At 52.3% G+C, this 1,749-nt stretch carries 1 rRNA gene; it reads right to left on the bottom strand.

Annotation, left to right across the window (positions count from 1 at the left end):
* Window positions 1-70 precede the first annotated feature (70 nt).
* A 23S ribosomal RNA gene (locus ABIE10_RS23540) occupies window positions 71-1,749 on the bottom strand; the annotation flags it as partial.

Below are 1,749 nucleotides of genomic sequence, written 5' to 3'. Positions count from 1 at the left end.
GGTCTGTCGATGTAATCTGTAATCAAGCTGAATTTCGATGTCTCATCCGCCAAAACACCTTCGGCGTTGTAAGGTTAAGCCTCACGGTTCATTAGTATCGGTTAGCTCAACGTATCGCTACGCTTACACACCCGACCTATCAACGTCGTCGTCTTCAACGTTCCTTCAGGACCCTTAAAGGGTCAGGGAGAACTCATCTCGGGGCAAGTTTCGTGCTTAGATGCTTTCAGCACTTATCTCTTCCGCATTTAGCTACCGGGCAATGCCATTGGCATGACAACCCGAACACCAGTGATGCGTCCACTCCGGTCCTCTCGTACTAGGAGCAGCCCCCCTCAATTCTCCAGCGCCCACGGCAGATAGGGACCGAACTGTCTCACGACGTTCTAAACCCAGCTCGCGTACCACTTTAAATGGCGAACAGCCATACCCTTGGGACCTACTTCAGCCCCAGGATGTGATGAGCCGACATCGAGGTGCCAAACACCGCCGTCGATATGAACTCTTGGGCGGTATCAGCCTGTTATCCCCGGAGTACCTTTTATCCGTTGAGCGATGGCCCTTCCATTCAGAACCACCGGATCACTAAGACCTGCTTTCGCACCTGCTCGAGCCGTCACTCTCGCAGTCAAGCTAGCTTATGCCTTTGCACTAACCTCCTGATGTCCGACCAGGATTAGCTAACCTTCGTGCTCCTCCGTTACTCTTTAGGAGGAGACCGCCCCAGTCAAACTACCCACCAGACACTGTCCGCAACCCGGATTACGGGTCTACGTTAGAACACCAGCCATTAAAGGGTGGTATTTCAAGGTTGGCTCCATGCAGACTGGCGTCCACACTTCAAAGCCTCCCACCTATCCTACACATCAAGGACCAGTGTTCAGTGTCAAGCTATAGTAAAGGTTCACGGGGTCTTTCCGTCTTGCCGCGGGTACACTGCATCTTCACAGCGAGTTCAATTTCACTGAGTCTCGGGTGGAGACAGCCTGGCCATCATTACGCCATTCGTGCAGGTCGGAACTTACCCGACAAGGAATTTCGCTACCTTAGGACCGTTATAGTTACGGCCGCCGTTTACCGGGGCTTCGATCAAGAGCTTCTCCTTACGGATAACCCCATCAATTAACCTTCCGGCACCGGGCAGGCGTCACACCGTATACGTCCACTTTCGTGTTTGCACAGTGCTGTGTTTTTAATAAACAGTTGCAGCCAGCTGGTATCTTCGACTGATTTCAGCTCCATGAGTAAATCACTTCACCTACATATCAGCGTGCCTTCTCCCGAAGTTACGGCACCATTTTGCCTAGTTCCTTCACCCGAGTTCTCTCAAGCGCCTTGGTATTCTCTACCTGACCACCTGTGTCGGTTTGGGGTACGATTTCGTGTTACCTGATGCTTAGAGGCTTTTCCTGGAAGCAGGGCATTTGTTACTTCAGCACCGTAGTGCCTCGTCATCACACCTCAGCGTTAGCAAGACTCCGGATTTACCTGGAATCTCCGCCTACATGCTTAAACCGGGACAACCGTCGCCCGGCTAACATAGCCTTCTCCGTCCCCCCTTCGCAGTAACACCAAGTACAGGAATATTAACCTGTTTCCCATCGACTACGCCTTTCGGCCTCGCCTTAGGGGTCGACTCACCCTGCCCCGATTAACGTTGGACAGGAACCCTTGGTCTTCCGGCGTGCGGGTTTTTCACCCGCATTATCGTTACTTATGTCAGCATTCGCACTTCTGATACCTCCAGCA

Origin of the sequence: Citrobacter sp. 506 (genome assembly GCF_050434985.1) — a bacterium.
Taxonomy (GTDB): Bacteria; Pseudomonadota; Gammaproteobacteria; order Enterobacterales; family Enterobacteriaceae; genus Citrobacter; species Citrobacter braakii.
Note: the sequence above shows the minus strand (reverse complement) of the source record. Positions and strands in the feature narration are given on the sequence as shown.